This window comes from Klebsiella sp. SYXHC3, from assembly GCF_057196925.1.
Genome location: NZ_JBXUNG010000001.1, coordinates 1,156,475 through 1,171,714, shown reverse-complemented (window position 1 = coordinate 1,171,714; position 15,240 = coordinate 1,156,475). Strand labels below are relative to the sequence as shown.

The window sequence follows — 15,240 nt, the reverse complement described above, 5'->3', positions numbered from 1 at the left end:
CTTAGAGCATCTATGCTTGTCGCGATTAATAAGGAGAGTGCATGACATTATTATCCTGGCGAGCGCCCTATGACTGGAAATGGATGTTCGCGTTTCTCAGCGCGCGTGCGGTGGCGGGAATTGAAACCTTCCATGAAGATCAATATACCCGCAGCTTCAGTTTAGATGGGCATCGTGGATTGATTACCGTTAAACCGGATGAACGCAGCCAGGGGTTCCAGGTTACGCTTTCTCATGGGCTGTTACCGGTAGCAGACCAGTGCCTGGCGCGTGTAGCGCAACTGTTTGATTTAGCATGCGATCCATTTGAGGTCACGCAAACCTTAGGCAAACTGGCGCAGCCGCGACCAGGACTTCGCTTGCCGGGGGCGCTGGATGCGTTTGAACAGGCGGTGCGCGCGGTATTGGGGCAACTGGTGAGCGTAGCGATGGCGGCGAAGCTGACGGCGAAAGTGGCCGCGGTCTATGGGGAAGCGTTAAGCGAAGCGCCAGGTTATGTTATTTTTCCCGTACCGCAGAAACTGGCGCAAGCCGACCCTTTGGCGCTTAAGGCGTTAGGGATGCCGCTTCGCCGCGCGGAAGCGTTAATTCACCTTGGCAAAGCGGCATTGAGCGGAGAATTGCCGTTGACGGCGCCTGCTGATATGGCAACCGGCATGAAACAATTGCAGAGTCTGCCGGGCATCGGTCGCTGGACGGCGAATTACTATGCGCTGCGCGGTTGGCAGGCAAAAGATATTTTTCTGCCCGATGACTATCTGATTAAACAGCGTTTTCCCGGAATGACGCCTGCGCGTATTGCGCGTTATGCCAGCCGCTGGCAACCCTGGCGCTCCTATGCTTTGTTGCATATCTGGTACACCGAAGGCTGGGCGCCGGACGAGGAATAGGCGTACAGGGCGCATATCACTGGTATCGCCGCCCTGAAATCCCTATAATTGCCGCGTTTGACGGTCAACCGTCACCCTCCATCTACATCCAGGTTAATCAGGTCGCAAAAATTTATGACTGATACGTCTCATCAGTGCGTCATTGTAGGCATCGCCGGCGCATCGGCTTCGGGCAAAAGCCTTATCGCCAGCACACTTTATCGTGAATTACGTGAACAAGTTGGCGATGAGCATATTGGCGTTATTCCAGAAGACAGCTATTACAAAGATCAAAGCCATCTGTCGATGGAAGAGCGTGTAAAAACCAACTATGACCATCCAAGCTCAATGGATCATAGCTTGCTGTTCCAGCATTTACAGACGCTGAAAAGCGGCCAGCCAATTGAATTGCCCGTGTATAGCTACGTTGAACATACGCGTATGCCGGAAACTATTCATATTCAACCGAAGAAAGTGATCATTCTCGAAGGGATCCTGCTGTTGACGGATGCCAGACTGCGCAATGAATTAAACTTCTCTATTTTCGTCGATACCCCGCTGGATATCTGTCTGATGCGCCGCATCAAGCGTGATGTTAACGAGCGTGGCCGTTCCATGGACTCGGTGATGGCGCAGTATCAGAAGACGGTGCGGCCAATGTTCCTGCAATTTATTGAACCTTCCAAGCAATATGCTGACATCATTGTCCCGCGCGGCGGTAAAAACCGTATTGCCATCGATATTCTGAAGGCCAAAATCAGTCAGTTCTTTGAATAACACGTACTAATTGTGTAACGTGCAAAGAGAATCCCAATTGCCCTTATTCCCGGAAAGCGTAAGGGCTAGATGCCTTAAAGGAGAAAGCTCATGCGTCTGTGTGACCGAGATATAGAAGCCTGGTTGGATGAAGGGCGCCTGGCAATCAGCCCGCGCCCGCCGGTGGATCGAATTAACGGCGCCACCGTTGACGTTCGCTTAGGCAATAAATTCCGTACCTTCCGCGGTCATACGGCGCCGTTTATTGACCTGAGCGGCCCGAAGGCGGAAGTGAGCGCGGCGCTGGACCGGGTAATGAGCGAAGAGATCGTACTGCCGGAAGGCGAGGCTTTCTATCTTCATCCAGGAGAATTAGCGCTGGCTGTGACTTATGAGTCAGTAACGCTTCCGGCTGACCTCGTCGGCTGGCTTGATGGCCGTTCGTCACTGGCGCGCCTTGGGCTGATGGTACACGTCACTGCGCACCGTATTGATCCGGGTTGGTCTGGCTGCATCGTGCTGGAATTCTATAATTCCGGCAAGCTGCCGTTGGCGTTGCGCCCGGGAATGCCCATTGGCGCGCTGAGCTTTGAGCCGCTTTCGGGCCCGGCGGCGCGGCCATATAACCGCCGTGAAGATGCCAAATATCGCGACCAGCAGGGCGCGGTAGCGAGTCGAATCGACAAGGATTGATAAAGTTAGCGGCTTATCGAGGATGCCATGAGACGAATTCTGACCACGCTGATGATCTTGTTGACCGTCATTGTTGCGGGGCTCGCTGCGCTGGTGCTGCTGGTCAACCCTAATGACTTCCGCAACTATATGGTGCAGGAAGTGGCGGAGCGTAGCGGCTATCAACTGAAGCTTGACGGGCCGCTGCGTTGGCATGTTTGGCCGCAGCTGAGTATTCTCTCCGGTCGTATGGCGCTGACGGCGCCAGGCGCTTCCGAACCGGTTGTGCGTGCCGATAACATGCGGCTGGATGTTGCGCTGATGCCGCTACTTTCTCACCAACTGCAGGTGAAGCAGGTGATGTTGAAAGGCGCGGTCATTCAGCTTACCGCGAAAACGGAAGCGGTGCGTAACCAGAACGCGCCGGTGGTGCCACATGACAATACGTTGCCGCAGGCGCCGCAAGATCGCGGATGGTCCTACGATGTCCGTAAACTGCAGGTGGCCGATAGCGTCCTGTTCTTCCAGCATGAAAATGGCGAACAGGTTACCGTGCGCGATATACGCTTACAGATGGAGCAGGATGACAACCATCTGGCGACGGTAGATTTCTCCGGCAGGGTCAATCGCGATCAACGTGACTTAACGTTGTCCTTTACCGCCCAGGTTCAGGGCGGCGATTACCCTCACTCTTTAAAAGCGGATTTTTCGCAGCTTAACTGGCAGGTACGTGGGGCGGAGCTGCCGCCGGACGGCCTGAGCGGGCAGGGAAGTCTGCAAGCCAGCTGGATCGAAGAAGCGAAAAAACTCGATTTCAACAATCTCAATCTCACTGCTAATGGCAGCGCAATTACCGGCAGCGGTAGTGTTGTACTGGGGGAGAAACCTGACTGGGCGCTAAACCTGCAGGCGACCACCCTGAATCTGGATAGTTTGCTTGCACAAAGCGCGACGGCCAATGAAGGGAATGTCGATCAGCGTGGACAAAGCCAGCCGAGACAGCTACGCCCTGTGATTGCTGATAGCGATATTCAACAGGATTATCATAGTTTGCTTGGCTTTAACGGCCAACTGGCGCTGTCGGCGGACCAGGTGCAGTGGCGTGGTATGCGATTCAGCCAGGTGAAGAGTGATATCACTAACCAGCAGGGGCTGCTGACGGTGAAACAGCTGGAGGGTAGTCTGGGAGAGGGACGTCTCTCGTTACCTGGGATGCTGGATGTCAGAGGCAACACTTCGCATGTCGCTTTCCAGCCACAACTGGATAATGTGGAAATCGGTACCATTTTGCAGGCGTTTAACTACCCGATTAACCTGACGGGGAAATTATCCCTGAAAGGTGATTTCTCGGGGCCGCGCATTGATGCAGAAGACTTCCGTCGCAACTGGCAGGGACAGGCACAGCTGCAGATGAAGGATACGCGTACCGAAGGGCTCAACTTCCAGCAGCTAGTACAACAGGCTGTGGCGAGGAGCACTAATGTACAGGCGCAGGAAAACTTCGATAACGCGACCCAGCTTGACGCATTAAGCAGTGATTTGACCCTGAATAATGGCCAAATCACGCTTAACGGCTTGCAGGGACAGTCGGCAATGATGGCGTTGACCGGGCAAGGTAATCTGAATCTGCAAGCAGAGGATTGCGACATGCATTTCAACGTGCGGGTGTTAGGCGGTTGGAAAGGCGAAAGCAAGCTTATTGATCGTCTCAAGCAGACGGCAATCCCGCTACGTATCTATGGCAAGTGGCAGTCGCTAAGCTATAGCCTACAGGTAGATCAGATCCTGCGTAAGCAGTTGCAGGACGAAGCCAGACAGCGTTTGAATGAGTGGGCGGAACGCAACAGTAATAGCCAGAACGGCAAAGATGTGAAGAAACTGCTTGATAAGCTGTAATCATTAAGCCGCCGCGAGCAACTCGCGGCGGCTTAACCCTCAACTTCATTCACACTTCATAATCTAATTCATCTTCTACTTCAACCGGCGGGATAATCTGTACTTTCTGCACCCTGTGGCTTTCCACTTCCAGAGTACGCAGCGTATAACCGCCGATTTTCACTTCTTCGCCAGCGGCAGGAATGTGCTGCAAATATTCCATCAATAATCCGGCTATTGTGTGATATTCACGTTTATCATCCAACGGCAGCGGAACGTACTGAACCAGATCTTCCAGCGGCATATGGCCGTTAGCGGTCCAGCTGCCATCGGCGTTTTTGTGAATGTCATGACGAGCATCGATCTCCTCGACTTCATTAGGCAGATTACCCGCAATGGTTTCCATAACATCGCTGATGGTTACCAGGCCTTCAACGGAGCCAAATTCGTCAACCACAAAAGCAAAGTGCGTCCGCGCCTGGCGAAACTGCTCCAGCGCCGGGAGCAACGGCAAGGTTTCCGGAAAAATAAGCGGTTGGCGTAGCAGAACGTGTAAATCCAGCGGCTCATTGCGTAATGACTGTTGTAGCAGGTCGATAACATGAACAACCCCCAACAGATCTTCGTTATCGTTGCCGCCGGTGACGACAATACGGGTATGCTGGTTTTTCTCCAGCAGTGCGCGAACTTCCTCTTCAGGCGCGCTTAAGTCGATGTGCTCAATATCATGACGTGAAGTCATAATGCTGCTGACGGTACGTTGATTCAGATTGAGAACGCGCTCAATCATTAAGCGTTCCTGCGGATTAAACAACGGACTTTCGCCCTGGTCGGCGACCATGGTTGCCGTCTCGGTATCAAGCTCTGCATTCTCTTTGCGCCCGCTTAGCAGATTCATCACCGCTTCAGTCGTCCGCTGTCGCATGGTCAGATTGGCCGAGAGGAAACGGCGGCGATTGAAGATGGCTAACTGGTTGAACGATTCGATCATCACCGAGAAACCGATGGCGGCATACAGATAGCCTTTCGGGATTGGGAAACCAAATCCTTCGGCAATCAGGCTAAAACCGATCATCAGCAGGAAACTCAGGCACAGAATGACGATCGTGGGGTGGCTGTTGACAAAGCGTGTGAGAGCTTTGCTGGCCATCAGCATCAGCGTAATGGCAATGATGACCGCTGCCATCATCACCGCCAGGTGATCAACCATACCCACCGCGGTAATGACCGAATCCAGCGAGAAAATAGCATCAAGTACGACTATTTGCGCCACCACGCCCCAGAACTTCGCGCCTTTACGCTGCGTGGGGTTATTACTGTCTTTTCCTTCCAGCCGCTCATTAAGCTCAACGGTGGCTTTAAACAGCAGGAACAGTCCACCAAATAACATGATCAAATCGCGGGCGCTGAAGCTTAAGTCATGCCAGTTGAAGAGCGGTGTCGTGAGGGTGACTAACCAGGAAATTGACGCCAGCAGTACCAGACGCATCACCATTGCCAATAGCAGGCCGGTAACGCGAGCGCGATCGCGTTGTGCCGGGGGAAGCTTTTCAGCAAGGATCGCAATAAATACCAGGTTATCTATCCCCAGAACCAGTTCGATAACCACCAGTGTAATGAGACCAGCCCAGATCGAGGGATCGGCAATCCATTCCATAATCACTTAGAACCTTTACAACATAATCGTATGATCTATCGATCATGGATAAGCGCCAGGTAAAATGCAACGATTTATCGCGGCAACGCGCACCAGTCTGGCATATCAAACGAAAGCGGTAACGTAATTAACCACTGCTAAATATCGGGTGTTTAAGATCGATCTGGGCTGATTTGGAATTAATTAGAAATCCCTGTAATTACTGTGCGGTAATAGCAGGGATAAGGAGGGGTTATTAACAACGGGTAAAGTCAAAATATTGCCGTATTTTTCACCAAAATGTTATTAAGGGGAATATTCCTACTGAATTCCGTAGCTTGTCAGGACCTGCGTTTAATAAGACCCTTAACATGGCTCAATGTTGCATAAAATCAGCAGTATCATCGATGGCCAAGGGGTTAATCCACGGGTAAGAAGGTTAGTTAGCGAAGCTTTTGTCCAAAGTTTAGACGATTTTGCTGATTGCTATCGCCAAATTGCTCGTTCGCATGGGATTTGACTTTTTCTGTAGTGGCTTACCACGGTGATTTTTAAGAAAGAAGGTGTTAAATCTGCAGAGTAAGTAGCTTATCGCCAGGAACATGGATCAATTATTATTGTTTAATAACAATGGATTAAGCGTTTTTCTTGCTCTGTTTATTCGAAGGCCGATTGACCAGGACAAACGCGTGAGAATTTTCTTAAAGCGACCTGTCAGCTAGCATTTTTTGCGTGTATTCTTGGACTAAGAGAGTAATTTAGGATTTTGGTTAAAGTCGTGCGCGACACGATGCTGTACCATCACAAACAAATGCCAGTGACATCAACGTTCTGACAAAAATTCGAAAGTTTATAACCATATAGGTGGATGAAATAATGGTGAGTTTGAAAGCAATTATTCCGGTAGCAGGGTTAGGGATGCATATGTTGCCTGCCACCAAAGCGATACCGAAAGAGATGCTGCCAATCGTTGATAAGCCGATGGTTCAGTATATCGTCGATGAGATTGTCGCCGCCGGAATCAAAGAAATTGTGCTGGTCACCCATTCATCTAAGAATGCTGTAGAAAACCATTTTGATACCTCCTATGAGCTGGAAGCGCTACTCGAGCAGCGTGTTAAGCGTCAACTATTAGCCGAAGTTCAGGCGATTTGTCCGCCAGGCGTAACGATAATGAACGTTCGTCAGGGCCAGCAACTGGGCCTGGGGCATTCTATCCTCTGTGCGCGCCCGGCCGTTGGCAATAATCCGTTTGTTGTGGTGTTACCGGATATCATTCTTGATGGCGCAAGCGCCGATCCGCTACGTTATAACCTGGCGGCAATGGTCGCGCGTTTCAATGAAACCGGGCGCAGCCAGGTTCTGGCCAAACGAATGCCTGGCGATCTCTCTGAATATTCCGTCATTCAAACCAAAGATGGCTTGAAAGTGGAAGGAGAGATTGGCCGTATTGTTGAATTTATTGAAAAACCAGACGAACCACAAACGCTCGACTCTGACCTGATGGCCGTAGGTCGTTATGTGCTGTCTGCTGATATCTGGGAAGAACTCGAGCGTACTGAACCTGGCGCCTGGGGCCGTATTCAATTAACGGATGCTATTGCGGCACTGGCAAAGAAACAGTCTGTCGATGCCATGTTGATGACCGGTGAGAGCTACGACTGCGGCAAAAAAATGGGTTACATGCAGGCTTTTGTGAGTTACGGCTTACGTAACCATAAAGAAGGGACCAAATTCCGCGAGAGCATCAAGAAGCTGCTGGCGTGAAACTGATCGCTTAATACGAGCGAGAGCTGGCGTGCAGATAACATCAAGATGTTTGGTGTCGCGCCAGCGTAACAAGATCCAACTGAAATGAGACCGAGGTTATTAGCATTCGGTGCAGTAAATGCAATGAGATTTTCATCTCAGTTGAATCTTATCAAGTATGTGGATTTGATGGCTTATCGATGATGGGCAGGGCGTGAGCCGGGCATTTGGTCAGATGAGTTAAAATAATGCTTAGCTGATAGTTTCTTAGTGTGAGCTTTCTTAACGAAATGTACGCAACAAAAGCTAGCGATGCGAAATAAAACTTGACTGAGATCATGTTTACCCATTAAACAACGGTGATACATGCATAAAAACGTAATGTTGATGGATGAATATGCCCATAGGGAGATCATGGATAAGATACAGGGAAAAGGGATGTATCGTCAGAGGATGAAGCGTAAATGAACTGGCAATTAGTCTCTTTTTTTGGCGATAGTACCGTGCTACTGCCTAGTGCAGTGGTGCTGTTTGCGGTGCTGGCGCTGCGTAAAGCATCCCGGACGCTGGCCTGGCAATGGGCGTTGCTTTTTGGCATTACGGGTACTGTCGTGTGTATTTCAAAGCTGGCTTTTATGGGCTGGGGTATTGGCATACGGGAAATCGATTTTACCGGTTTCAGCGGACATACCGCACTTTCTACCGCTTTTTGGCCAATCCTTTTATGGCTGTTAACCTCACGGGCGCCTTTCTCCGTCCGCTGTAGCGCCGTATTCGTAGGTTATGCCCTTGCTGTCATAGTTGGCTATTCCCGTTTGATGATGCATGCACATTCGGTATCGGAAGTGGTGAGTGGATTTATCCTCGGAGCCTGCGGGAGTTTGATTTTTCTGCTGTTGCAATGGCGTACGCATTCATCGCGCACTGCGCAGATCTCATGGGCAGGAGCGCTGAGCATGGTAATCATTCCCCTTGTGCTGTTAAACACCGGGGCTAAAGCGCCAACACAATCGCTGCTGGGGGAAGTTGCAACCATGATCGGCCCATTGGACAAACCGTTCACCAGAGCCGATCTGCATAAGCATATATATTAATCATGCAATTCGACCAAGCTGTACATTATCAGCCTGGGGTGATTGGTATGATAAAATGCCAGACTGCGGACAATTAAGGGATAATAGAATCGTGGCTTTCATAAAGATGAAACATAATAATGTTAACAGAATACTTGAAAGCACGAACTATCATGATATTGCGGCTAGGATGATTCTTAAATCAAAACGGAATTTCGGAAATCAGAGTTATCTTTCTGGAACCCATAAACGAAGTGGGTAATGATGGCTATCATATTTTGTAGTTGACTGTTCTATAGTTGTTTTTTTGCATTAATCATGCGGATTATTTTATTTTCTTTATAATCATGCAGTTACGTATCCATACTGTTGCGGTGGTAATATCATGCCGGATGGGGAAAGAATCCATCAAATAATCTTATTAACGGATGAAATCCTGCCGGGGAAAATGAAAAATATCATCTTAACAGGTCTGTGTGGTTAAATTTATACTGCCATTTGCAGGAAGAATCTCGTAAACTCGGGGCGGTAAAAATAATAGTTGTGGTTAATTAACCAACAACAGGACGTAAAGAAAATTGCTGGATAAGAGGTACAGTGCGTTGGTAGCTGTTAAGCCAAGGGCGGTAGCGTATCCAGTTCCCCGGTCCTCCTCGTATTGAAAAGGCCTGAGTCAATCAGCCCTACGCCGAGCTACGTCATCGACTTCTGATCATGTGCACATTATTGAGTCCGTGAAAGTAGCCTTGGCAACCAATATCGCTTACATTATGAATGCGTTAAGTTCACATCCGTTTACAGCAAACCGCTCGTACTTTGAGGGGGTTGTCTATCGAGGCGATGGATCGCTGTTGTAAAAAAAAGGCTTGTTGAACTCATAAGCTCCTGATTCTTAAAAATCCCCATTGCCGTACCCACCTGGTGGGAAGGGACTCGTAAATGGAACTTGAACAATGATGAAAATTGCTCGTATCGCACTTGCTTTGGGTCTGGTTGCATCAGTTAGCTCACAGGTATATGCAGCTGGATTGGTGCAAAATGATAATGAACTCCGTAACGATCTGGCATGGCTTTCCGATCGTGGGGTCATTCATCTCAGTCTTTCCACCTGGCCGCTCAGTCAGGAAGAAATCACCCGAGCGTTGAAAAAAGCAAAACCTTCATATTCCTCTGAACAAGTCGTACTGGCGCGCATCAATCAGCGGCTTTCTAATCTGAAGGCGGATTTTCGCGTTAGCGGCTATACGTCGACTGACCAACCAGGCACGCCACAGGGCTTTGGCCAAAGCCAGCCGGCAGATAACTCGCTATCTCTTGCTTTTAATAACAGCGGTGAGTGGTGGGATGTGCATCTGCAGGGCAATGTTGAAGGCGGCGAACGTATTAGCAACGGTTCACGTTTTAATGCCAATGGCGCATATGGCGCCGTCAAGTTCTGGAATCAGTGGTTATCTTTCGGTCAAGTGCCGCAATGGTGGGGGCCGGGTTATGAAGGCAGTCTGATCCGCGGCGATGCAGCCAGACCAATGACCGGTTTATTAATGCAGCGCGCAGAGCAAGCTGCTCCGGAGACATGGTGGTTACGCTGGATTGGTCCGTGGCAGTATCAAATTTCCGCCAGTCAGATGAATCAGTATACTGCGGTGCCGCATACCAAAATCATTGGTGGTCGTTTGACCTTCTCACCATTCCAGTCGCTGGAACTTGGTGCCTCACGCATTATGCAGTGGGGTGGGGAAGGGCGACCACAATCGTTTAGTAGCTTCTGGGATGGGTTTACCGGTCAGGATAATACCGGCACCGACAATGAACCAGGTAACCAGCTAGCTGGTTTCGATTTTAAATTCAAGCTGGAGCCGACACTTGGTTGGCCGATCAGTGTCTATGGCCAGATGGTTGGTGAGGATGAAGCGGGCTATCTGCCTTCCGCTAATATGTATCTTGCCGGGGTTGAAGGGCATCATGCTTGGGGCAAAAATGCCGTTAACTGGTATGTAGAGACCCATGACACTCGTGATGACAGGAGTCGTACAGATTATATTTATACCCACCACATCTATAAAGATGGTTACTACCAACAGGGTTACCCATTGGGTGATGCAATGGGAGGGGATGGCCAATTAGTGGCTGGAAAAGTCGAACTGGTAACGGAAGATAATCAGCGATGGAGTACACGCTTGGTATATGCGAAAGTCAATCCTGAAAATCAATTGATTAATAAAGCATTCCCTCACTCGGATACTTTGAAAGGGGTTCAACTGGGCTGGAGTGGCGATGTTTATAAGTCGGTTCGCCTGAATACAAATCTTTGGTACACCAATGCCGATAACAGTGATAGTGATGATATAGGCGCCAGTGCCGGGATAGAGATTCCGTTTAGTTTATAGAATGAGAGCTATGTAATGAGCGGGAAAACTAGTGGTTGGACAGAAAATAGCTTCAAGCTAGTAGCGACTCAAAGCAGCAACTCAGAACTTGGTAAAATTTGAATTATTGATGATGTGACATTATGAAGAAAAAAATTATTAGGGTTTCAGCAGTGGCGTTAGCAATGAGTCTTTTGGTGGGTTGTACCATTGTTCCAGGGCAGGGATTAAATAGCTTGCGCAAGAACACAGTGGAACTCCCGGATAGTGACTATGATTTGGATAAACTGATAAATGTTTATCCGATGACGCCAGGCCTAATTGATCAACTGCGTCCAGAAACTATTCTGGCTCGACCTAACCCGCAGTTGGATAGCTTACTCCAAAGCTATGAATATCGTATTGGAATTGGTGATGTGTTGATGGTCACGGTATGGGATCATCCGGAACTGACTACCCCAGCAGGGCAATACCGTAGCGCTAGCGATACAGGCAACTGGGTCAATTCTGACGGTACTATATTCTACCCGTATATTGGTAAAGTCCAGGTGGCAGGAAAAACCCTCAGTCAAGTACGTCAAGATATCGCTAGTCGTTTGACTACTTACATTGAAAGCCCTCAAGTTGACGTTAGCATTGCTGCATTTCGTTCCCAAAAGGCATATGTGACGGGCGAAGTCGTAAAATCAGGACAACAGCCAATCACGAATATTCCATTAACTGTTATGGATGCCATTAATACTGCTGGTGGTCTTGCGCCTGATGCTGATTGGCGAAATGTGGTTCTTACGCATAATGGTAAGGATACAAAAATCTCATTATATGCGTTAATGCAAAAAGGCGATCTAACCCAAAACCACCTCCTTTATCCTGGGGATATTTTGTTTGTTCCTCGAAATGACGACTTGAAAGTGTTTGTAATGGGAGAGGTTGGCAAACAGAGTACTTTAAAAATGGATCGCAGTGGTATGACTGTAGCTGAAGCGCTAGGAAATGCCGAAGGTATGTCACAGACATTTAGTGATGCTACAGGAGTCTTTGTTATTCGACAGTTAAAAGATGATAAGCAAGGTAAAATCGCTAATATTTATCAACTTAATGCTCAAGATGCTTCAGCAATGGTACTGGGTACAGAATTCCAGTTACAACCATATGACATTGTTTATGTTACTACTGCTCCTATTGTTCGTTGGAATCGCGTGATTTCCCAGTTGGTACCAACAATAACTGGTGTCCATGATATGACTGAAACCGGCAAGTTTATTAGAACTTGGTGATAGAAATGTTTGACAGAATTCTTATTGTATGCACTGGGAATATTTGTCGTTCGCCCATAGGGGAGCGCTTTCTCAGGGATTTGTTACCTAATAAAAAAATTGACTCGGCGGGTACTGGAGCACTCGTTAATCATACAGCAGATCCTAGCGCGGTGAAAATTGCCGCTCAGCATGGAATCTCTTTGGAGGGGCATAGTGGACAGCAGTTTACTTCCTCTTTGGGGCGACAATATGATTTGATTTTAGTAATGGAAAAATATCATTTAGAACAAATTGGTCGGATTGCTCCAGAGGCAAGAGGTAAAACAATGCTTTTTGGACATTGGATAGATCAACGGGAAATCCCGGATCCCTATAAAAAAAGCGAAGAAGCGTTCCTGTCTGTCTATAAATTAATTGAGCAAGCCGGAAAGTTCTGGGCTAAAAAACTAAGCGCATAAAATCAGGAATTAGGTTATGTCATCATCAGCTAACAAAACAAATGTGAACGATGCGAGTGAAATCGATTTATCTAGATTAGTTGGAGAGCTAATCGATCATCGAAAATTAATTATATCGGTCACTTCATTATTTACATTAATAGCAATTATTTATGCACTTTTTGCAACTCCTATATATCAAGCTGATGCTCTCGTTCAGGTTGAGCAGAAGCAAGCCAATGCCATACTAAGTAATATTAGCCAAATGCTTCCTGATAGCCAACCGCAATCTGCCCCAGAAATTGCATTATTACAATCTCGTATGATCCTCGGAAAGACGGTAGATGATTTAAACTTACAAACTGAAATTCAGCAAAATTATATACCGTTAATTGGCCGTGGGATAGCCCGGATTACTGGGGAAAAAAGTGGAGAGGTTTCGATCTCACATTTAAATATGCCCCTATCTGAGAATAACGATCAACCATTAGAATTGACGCTAAAGGTATTAGGGGACAATAGATATTTATTATCAGGTGATGATTTTAGTATTAATGGAATAGTAGGTGAATTAGTAGATGGTAAAGCGATCTCAATAAAAATTGACAAAATAAATGCTGATGTTGGTACTGAATTCACAATTAGCTATATTTCTAAATTGCAGGCAATAACTGAGTTGCAAAAATATCTTAATGTTACTGATCAAGGGAAGGATACAGGTATTTTAAATGTTTCGTTAATTGGTGATGATGCTTCATTAATTAAAAAAACTGTAGACAGTATTACTAATAATTATTTAACTCAAAATATTGCAAGGCAAGCAGCACAAGATGAAAAAAGTTTAGAGTTTTTAGACAATCAACTGCCAAAAGTTCGAAATGAACTTGATTTAGCTGAAGATAAATTGAATGCATTTCGCAAAAAAAATGACTCGGTAGATTTATCGCTAGAAGCAAAATCAGTTCTTGATCAAATTGTTAATGTAGACAATCAGTTAAATGAATTAACATTTAGAGAGTCAGAAATATCTCAGCTTTATACTAAAGAACATCCGACATATAAAGCATTAATGGAGAAGAGAAAAACATTACAAGATGAAAAAGCTAAACTAAATAAACGAGTTTCAGCAATGCCGGAAACACAGCAAGACATACTTCGATTGAGTCGAGATGTTGAATCTGGTCGTGCAGTATATATGCAATTACTGAATCGTCAGCAGGAATTAAATATTGCAAAATCAAGTGCAATAGGTAACGTACGCATTATTGATGAAGCTGTAACTCAGCCAAAACCCGTCAAACCTAATAAAATATTAGTGGTGTTAATTGGTGTAATTCTTGGAGGGGTTGTATCTGTTGGCTTAGTTCTCGTTCGTGTGTTCTTACGTCGAGGGATTGAAACACCAGAACAACTAGAAGAACTGGGGATTAATGTTTATGCAAGCATCCCCGTTTCAGAAGAATATGCTAAGAAAGCAGATAAAACTCGGAATTGGAGTAAGAATAAGCTTGAGCAAAAAAATGCTTTATTAGCATTGGATAATCCCGCTGATTTAGCAATAGAATCAATTAGAGGGCTTAGGACCAGCCTCCATTTTGCAATGATGGAAGCTAGGAATAATGTATTAATGATTTCGGGGGCAAGCCCGAATGCAGGAAAAACTTTCGTGAGCTCTAACTTAGCAGCAGTTATTGCACAAACAGGTAAGAAGGTTCTCTATATTGATGTAGATATGCGTAAAGGGTACACACATAGACTATTCAATGTGAGTAATGATAATGGGCTATCAGATATATTATCTGGGAAAATTGAAATATCGAAAGCTATAAAAAAAATAGACTCAATTGGTTTTGATTTTATATCAAGAGGAATGGTACCACCAAATCCTGCTGAGTTGCTGATGCATCGTCATTTCGGAGAGGTGATTAATTGGGCCAGTTCACATTATGATATCGTTGTTTTGGATACACCTCCAATTCTCGCAGTAACAGATGCCGCAATAATAGGTAACTATGTTGGCACCACACTGTTGATCGCACGATTTGAACAAAATACAGCCAAAGAAATTGAAATTAGTGTTAAGAGATTTGAGCACAGCGGTGTTAGCGTTAAAGGTTGTATACTCAATGGTGTTGTGAAGAAGGCAAGTAACTATTATTCATATGGATATAGTAGTTATGGATATTCATACACAGATGAAAAATAGTTATTGAAATATCAGGTAATTCGTCGAAGAATTACCTGTTTTTCAGCGGGTTTGTGCTCCATAGAAATGAATAAATAAGAAAGAGTTCAATAGGAAAATAAAAGGAATATGAATGATAATTAATTATGTAGCTGGAGTGTGTATAGGGAAAAAATGTAATAGGAAATAAGAATATGTTTTTTATAATCTTCTCGATGTTCATAGTGTTTTCTATTATAATGTTGATTGGCTCGCCAAAAAAATCTTTTTTTATATTTCTTTTGATTATAGCCATTATACCTACAGGGAACTCCTACGCAGATTTTATATCGCTGCAAGGGGTGTACTATTTTGATTTCTATC

The 15,240-nt window shown here is 46.3% G+C and carries 11 protein-coding genes; 10 read left to right on the top strand and 1 reads right to left on the bottom strand.

Going from position 1 to position 15,240, the window contains the following annotated elements:
* Positions 1–41 precede the first annotated feature (41 nt).
* The 4 genes from alkA (at position 42) to asmA (ending at position 4,193) form a co-directional block, all read left to right on the top strand.
* Positions 42–890, top strand: a complete 849-nt coding sequence (gene alkA / locus AC2CGP_RS05770; RefSeq protein WP_475702479.1) for a DNA-3-methyladenine glycosylase 2 — start codon at positions 42–44, stop codon at positions 888–890.
* Between the two features lie 114 nt (positions 891–1,004).
* Positions 1,005–1,646 (top strand): uridine kinase, encoded by a 642-nt coding sequence (gene udk / locus AC2CGP_RS05765; RefSeq protein ID WP_015365789.1) that lies wholly within the window; start codon positions 1,005–1,007, stop codon positions 1,644–1,646.
* 90 nt (positions 1,647–1,736) lie between these two features.
* Positions 1,737–2,318 carry a dCTP deaminase gene (dcd, locus tag AC2CGP_RS05760; protein ID WP_015365790.1) on the top strand — a complete coding sequence of 194 codons (582 nt, stop codon included), beginning with the start codon at positions 1,737–1,739 and terminating at the stop codon, positions 2,316–2,318.
* Positions 2,319–2,345: 27 nt separating this feature from the next.
* The gene (gene asmA, locus AC2CGP_RS05755) at positions 2,346–4,193 is read left to right on the top strand and encodes an outer membrane assembly protein AsmA (protein ID WP_475702480.1); all 1,848 of its coding nucleotides are present in this window, start codon (positions 2,346–2,348) and stop codon (positions 4,191–4,193) included.
* Between the two features lie 49 nt (positions 4,194–4,242).
* Here the strand turns inward: asmA and AC2CGP_RS05750 are convergent, their stop codons facing one another.
* Entirely contained in the window at positions 4,243–5,829 is a 1,587-nt protein-coding gene (locus AC2CGP_RS05750) for a TerC family protein (RefSeq protein ID WP_015706061.1), read from the bottom strand.
* Positions 5,830–6,684: 855 nt separating this feature from the next.
* Here AC2CGP_RS05750 and galF point away from each other — a divergent pair.
* The 6 genes from galF to AC2CGP_RS05720 all read left to right on the top strand — a co-directional run bounded on the left by galF (position 6,685) and on the right by AC2CGP_RS05720 (position 14,898).
* Complete coding sequence (gene galF / locus AC2CGP_RS05745) at positions 6,685–7,575, top strand: UTP--glucose-1-phosphate uridylyltransferase GalF (protein WP_015706060.1); 891 nt, start codon at positions 6,685–6,687, stop codon at positions 7,573–7,575.
* Between the two features lie 446 nt (positions 7,576–8,021).
* The gene (locus AC2CGP_RS05740; protein ID WP_475702481.1) at positions 8,022–8,651 is read left to right on the top strand and encodes a phosphatase PAP2 family protein; all 630 of its coding nucleotides are present in this window, start codon (positions 8,022–8,024) and stop codon (positions 8,649–8,651) included.
* A gap of 932 nt (positions 8,652–9,583) precedes the next feature.
* Positions 9,584–11,017 carry a capsule assembly Wzi family protein gene (locus AC2CGP_RS05735; RefSeq protein WP_475702482.1) on the top strand — a complete coding sequence of 478 codons (1,434 nt, stop codon included), beginning with the start codon at positions 9,584–9,586 and terminating at the stop codon, positions 11,015–11,017.
* Positions 11,018–11,139: 122 nt separating this feature from the next.
* Positions 11,140–12,273: a polysaccharide export protein gene (locus AC2CGP_RS05730; protein ID WP_048969249.1), complete on the top strand. Its 1,134-nt coding sequence runs from the start codon at positions 11,140–11,142 to the stop codon at positions 12,271–12,273.
* A gap of 5 nt (positions 12,274–12,278) precedes the next feature.
* On the top strand, positions 12,279–12,713 hold the full coding sequence (locus AC2CGP_RS05725; protein ID WP_475702483.1) for an arsenate reductase/protein-tyrosine-phosphatase family protein: 435 nt from the start codon (positions 12,279–12,281) through the stop codon (positions 12,711–12,713).
* Between the two features lie 16 nt (positions 12,714–12,729).
* Positions 12,730–14,898 carry a polysaccharide biosynthesis tyrosine autokinase gene (locus AC2CGP_RS05720; protein ID WP_484502293.1) on the top strand — a complete coding sequence of 723 codons (2,169 nt, stop codon included), beginning with the start codon at positions 12,730–12,732 and terminating at the stop codon, positions 14,896–14,898.
* Positions 14,899–15,240: the final 342 nt, after the last annotated feature.

Bases quoted from the DNA above. Each gene is read 5' to 3' on its own strand.
- alkA (WP_475702479.1), top strand. From the start codon at position 42: ATGACATTATTATCCTGGCGAGCGCCCTATGACTGGAAATGGATGTTC.
- udk (WP_015365789.1), top strand. From the start codon at position 1,005: ATGACTGATACGTCTCATCAGTGCGTCATTGTAGGCATCGCCGGCGCA.
- dcd (WP_015365790.1), top strand. From the start codon at position 1,737: ATGCGTCTGTGTGACCGAGATATAGAAGCCTGGTTGGATGAAGGGCGC.
- asmA (WP_475702480.1), top strand. From the start codon at position 2,346: ATGAGACGAATTCTGACCACGCTGATGATCTTGTTGACCGTCATTGTT.
- AC2CGP_RS05750 (WP_015706061.1), bottom strand. From the start codon at position 5,829: ATGGAATGGATTGCCGATCCCTCGATCTGGGCTGGTCTCATTACACTG.
- galF (WP_015706060.1), top strand. From the start codon at position 6,685: ATGGTGAGTTTGAAAGCAATTATTCCGGTAGCAGGGTTAGGGATGCAT.
- AC2CGP_RS05740 (WP_475702481.1), top strand. From the start codon at position 8,022: ATGAACTGGCAATTAGTCTCTTTTTTTGGCGATAGTACCGTGCTACTG.
- AC2CGP_RS05735 (WP_475702482.1), top strand. From the start codon at position 9,584: ATGATGAAAATTGCTCGTATCGCACTTGCTTTGGGTCTGGTTGCATCA.
- AC2CGP_RS05730 (WP_048969249.1), top strand. From the start codon at position 11,140: ATGAAGAAAAAAATTATTAGGGTTTCAGCAGTGGCGTTAGCAATGAGT.
- AC2CGP_RS05725 (WP_475702483.1), top strand. From the start codon at position 12,279: ATGTTTGACAGAATTCTTATTGTATGCACTGGGAATATTTGTCGTTCG.
- AC2CGP_RS05720 (WP_484502293.1), top strand. From the start codon at position 12,730: ATGTCATCATCAGCTAACAAAACAAATGTGAACGATGCGAGTGAAATC.